At 67.9% G+C, this 3,966-nt stretch carries 5 protein-coding genes and 1 tRNA gene; all 6 read left to right on the top strand.

All coding sequences use genetic code 11. The annotated features are described in order from the left end of the window. The coding region (locus tag ACK42S_RS16260) for a tetratricopeptide repeat protein (RefSeq protein WP_409709932.1) at positions 1-534 on the top strand (534 nt) is incomplete at its 5' end. Further along, the gene (locus tag ACK42S_RS16255) at positions 531-1,070 is read left to right on the top strand and encodes a lipoprotein insertase outer membrane protein LolB (RefSeq protein ID WP_409709929.1); all 540 of its coding nucleotides are present in this window, start codon (positions 531-533) and stop codon (positions 1,068-1,070) included. The genes ACK42S_RS16260 and ACK42S_RS16255, both read left to right, overlap by 4 nt. Beyond that, positions 1,067-1,930: a 4-(cytidine 5'-diphospho)-2-C-methyl-D-erythritol kinase gene (gene ispE, locus ACK42S_RS16250; RefSeq protein ID WP_409709926.1), complete on the top strand. Its 864-nt coding sequence runs from the start codon at positions 1,067-1,069 to the stop codon at positions 1,928-1,930. Before ACK42S_RS16255 ends, ispE begins: the two co-directional genes overlap by 4 nt. Positions 1,931-1,986: 56 nt before the next feature. Beyond that, positions 1,987-2,063: transfer RNA gene (locus ACK42S_RS16245), tRNA-Gln, on the top strand. Between the two features lie 139 nt (positions 2,064-2,202). Next, positions 2,203-3,165, top strand: a complete 963-nt coding sequence (locus ACK42S_RS16240; RefSeq protein WP_409658129.1) for a ribose-phosphate pyrophosphokinase — start codon at positions 2,203-2,205, stop codon at positions 3,163-3,165. Between the two features lie 79 nt (positions 3,166-3,244). Next, positions 3,245-3,871: a 50S ribosomal protein L25/general stress protein Ctc gene (locus ACK42S_RS16235; protein ID WP_409709923.1), complete on the top strand. Its 627-nt coding sequence runs from the start codon at positions 3,245-3,247 to the stop codon at positions 3,869-3,871. The last annotated feature ends 95 nt before the right edge of the window (positions 3,872-3,966 follow it).

Genomic DNA, 3,966 nt, shown 5'->3' with positions numbered 1-3,966 from the left:
GCCCACCTGCTGCGCGACCAGCGCCAGTGGCCGCGGGCCTACCAGGTGCTGGGACAGGCCAGCGAACGCTTCCCCGATGACGTGGACCTGCTCTACGAACAGGCGATGATGGCCGAGAAGACCGACCGCCTGGATGCGATGGAGCGGCTGTTGCGGCGTGTCATCGAGCTCAAGCCCGACCACTACCATGCCTACAACGCCCTGGGCTACACGCTGGCCGATCGCAACCTGCGCCTGGACGAGGCGCGAGCCCTCATCGAGAAAGCCCTGTCGCTCGCGCCCGACGAGCCTTTCATCGTCGACAGTCTGGGCTGGGTGAAGTACCGCATGGGCCAGCGCGAGGAAGCGCTGCAGCACCTGCAGCGGGCCTACCAGGCGCGCCCCGACACCGAGATCGCCGCCCACCTGGGCGAGGTGCTGTGGGTGCTGGGCCGGCGCGAGGAAGCGCGCAGCATCTGGCGTGAAGGCCAGGCGCGTGATGCCTCCAACGAGGTGCTGCGCGAGACCTTGCGCCGGTTCAAGGTGGACCTGTGACGCGCTCGGGCGGGTTCCGGCTGCGCGCAGGCCTGGCCGCGATGGCGCTGGCGGGGCTGGCCGGTTGCGCCAGCCTGCCGGCGCCCGACGAGGCCCTGGCCCTGGCTGTCTCGGGGCGGCTGGCCGTGCGCGTGGACGCACCGCAGGAGGTGCGCTCGACCACGGCCGTGTTCGAGCTGCTCGGCCGGCCCGACCGGGGCGAACTGCGCCTGGCCAGTCCGCTGGGGACCGTGCTGGCCGTGGCGCGCTGGCAGCCCGGCCAGGCCTGGGTGCAGACGCAGGGGCGACGCCAGGACTACGCGAGCCTGGACGAACTCACGCGTGAGCTCATGGGCGAATCGCTGCCGGTGGAAGCCTTGTTCGACTGGCTGCGGGCCCGCCCCTGGCCGGGGGCGTCGAGCCGGCCGCGCGAGGGCGGGCCCGGCTTCGTGCAACTGGGCTGGACCGTCGAACTCGACGGCGCAGACCAGGGGCTGATCGTGGCGCGCCGCGCTGCGCCCGTGCCGGTGACTGTGCGGGCCCGGGTGGACTCATGAAAGCCTGCTACGACCTGCCGGCACCGGCCAAGCTGAACCTTTTCCTGCACCTGGTGGGCCGCCGCGCAGACGGCTACCACCTGCTGCAATCGGTCTTCGTGCCCATCGACTGGTGCGACACCCTGCATGTCGAGCGTCGCGAGGACGGCCGGCTGCGGCGTCACGACCTGGGGGCGGCCTTGCCCGAGGACGACCTGTGCCTGCGCGCGGCACGCGCCCTGCAGGCGGCCAGCGGCACCCGCTACGGCGCCGACATCCACCTCGACAAGCAGGTGCCCTGGGGCGCGGGCCTGGGCGGTGGCAGCTCGGATGCGGCCACCACGCTGATCGCGCTGAACCGCCTGTGGGGCCTGCACTGGCCGCGCGCGCGGCTCATCGCCCTGGGGGCCACCGTGGGCGCGGACGTGCCCTTCTTCCTGGGCCCCGGGCCGGCCTGGGTCGAGGGCATCGGCGAGCGCCTCACCCCGCTTGCGCTGCCCGGGGCCGTGCTGGAGGTGCTCAAGCCCCCGCAGGGCCTGGCCACCCGGGACATCTTTGCCAGCCCCCTCTTGGTACGCGACACAAAACCTGCTATAGTTGCGGACTTTCTTGCAGACCCCCAGGGATTTGGCAGGAACGACATGCAAGCGGCAGCAGTGGCGCTTTGCGCGTCGGTCGGTCAAGCGCTGGAGTGCTTGAAAAGGCGTTGCGGCAACAGCCGCATGACCGGTTCGGGCAGTGCGGTCTTCGCGTGGGTCGGCAAGGAAGCAGGCACCGTGTCCGGTGCCGGCCCGGCGGATCCCGATCTGCCCGAGGGCTGGCAGTGGCGCAGGTGCCGCAGTCTGGAGCGACATCCCCTTGCGGGCTGGGTTTCGGATTGAGCGCGACGAGTTGAAGGTCGGCGCCAGGGCCAGCAGGCCCGGGCGACGTCCGGTGTAGGGGAGTCGCCAAGTCGGTTAAGGCATCGGATTTTGATTCCGACATTCGAGGGTTCGAATCCTTCCTCCCCTGCCACCACAATCCAGAACCTCTGGATGAGCCCCGTGGGGGACCATCCAGAGGTTCTGCAGTTTTGGAAAGGCCCCCGGGCACCGGACCGCGGGGGCGTACACGGGCGCCGGCTCCTGCCGGTGCCGGTCCGACGGAGCCCACGATGCTGTCCGACACCCTGCTGTTCACCGGCAACGCCAATCCGGCGCTTTCCCTCGAGATCGCCAACCACCTGGGCCTGTCGCTGGGCCAGGCTTCGGTCGGCCGCTTCTCCGACGGCGAGGTCGCTGTCGAGATCCAGCAGAACGTGCGCGGGCGCGACATCTTCATCATCCAGCCCACCTGCGCGCCGACCAACGAGCACCTGATGGAGCTCTTCATCATGGTCGATGCGCTCAAGCGCGCCTCGGCCCGGCGCATCACCGCGGTGATCCCGTATTTCGGTTATGCCCGTCAGGACCGCCGTCCGCGCTCCACCCGCGTGCCCATCTCCGCCAAGGTCGTGGCCAACATGCTCGAAGCCGTGGGCGTGAACCGCGTGCTGACCATGGACTTGCACGCCGACCAGATCCAGGGCTTCTTCGACATCCCGGTCGACAACATCTACGCCTCGCCGGTGCTGCTGTCCGACCTCAAGAGCAAGAACTACCACGACCTCGTGGTGGTGTCGCCCGACGTGGGCGGCGTGGTGCGCGCGCGTGCGCTGGCCAAGCAGCTCGGCTGCGACCTGGCCATCATCGACAAGCGCCGCCCCAAGGCCAATGTCTCCGAGGTGATGCACGTCATCGGCGAGATCGAGAACCGCAACTGCGTGATCATGGACGACATGATCGACACCGCCGGCACGCTGGTGAAGGCCGCCGAGGTGCTCAAGGAGCGCAACGCCAAGTCGGTATACGCCTACTGCACCCACCCGGTGTTCTCCGGTCCGGCGCTCGAGCGCATCCGCAATTCCGAACTCGATGAGGTGGTGATCACCAACACCATCCCGCTGGCCGAGGCGGCACGGTCGATCCCCAAGATCCGCCAGCTCTCGGTGGCCTTCCTGTTTGCCGAGACCATCCGCCGCATTTCCGACGGCGAATCGGTCACGTCCCTGTTCTCGGAGCAGAACAACAACTTCTGATCCGGTTCATTGGTGGGGCGGCCTTCGAGCCCCCCGTTTCTTGCGTCTGGTCGCGGACGCTGACTCATTGGAGAGTTGCATGAAATTCGTTGCATACGAGCGCACTGTGCAGGGGACCGGAGCGAGCCGCCGCCTGCGCCGCGCCGGCAAGGTGCCTGGCATCGTCTACGGGGCCGGTGAGCCCCAGCCGATCGAGCTCGATCACAACGCGCTGTTCTTCGCGCTGAAGAAGGAGGCCTTCCACGCCTCCATCCTCGACATGGAGCTGGCCGGCAAGGTCGAAAAGGTGCTGCTGCGCGACGTGCAGATGCACCCGTTCAAGCCCCTGGTGCTGCACGTGGACTTCCAGCGTGTCGATCCCAAGACCAAGATCCAGAAGAAAGTGCCGCTGCACTTCATCAACGAGGAGAACTCGCCGGCCGTCAAGACCGACAAGTGCCTCGTCAACAAGATCCTCAACGAACTCGAGATCCAGTGCCTGGCGCAGGCCCTGCCCGAGTTCCTGGAAGTCGACCTGGGCGAACTGGTCAAGGGCCAGACCCTGCACGTCAACGATCTGAAGCTGCCCAAGGGCATCAAGGTCATGACCCATGGCAAGCCCAACCCGGCGGTGGTGTCGGTGGTCGAGCCGGTCGAGGAAGTCATCGCTGCCCCGGCGCCGGCGGCTGCTCCCGCCAAGGGCAAGGACGCGAAGAAGAAGAAGTGAGCGTCGGCACTTCGACGTTGCAACAGACCCCGCTTCGGCGGGGTTTTTCGTTATGCGGGCCGGGGGAATAATGGCGCCCATGATTCGACTGCTGG

The organism is Caldimonas sp., assembly GCF_046289365.1.
Lineage (GTDB): Bacteria > Pseudomonadota > Gammaproteobacteria > Burkholderiales > Burkholderiaceae_C > Caldimonas.
Note: the sequence above shows the minus strand (reverse complement) of the source record. Positions and strands in the feature narration are given on the sequence as shown.

What these genes read in the sequence shown, in the direction of transcription:
- ispE (WP_409709926.1), top strand. Translation starts at nt 1,067, where the DNA reads ATGAAAGCCTGCTACGACCTGCCGGCACCGGCCAAGCTGAACCTTTTC.
- ACK42S_RS16240 (WP_409658129.1), top strand. Translation starts at nt 2,203, where the DNA reads ATGCTGTCCGACACCCTGCTGTTCACCGGCAACGCCAATCCGGCGCTT.
- ACK42S_RS16235 (WP_409709923.1), top strand. Translation starts at nt 3,245, where the DNA reads ATGAAATTCGTTGCATACGAGCGCACTGTGCAGGGGACCGGAGCGAGC.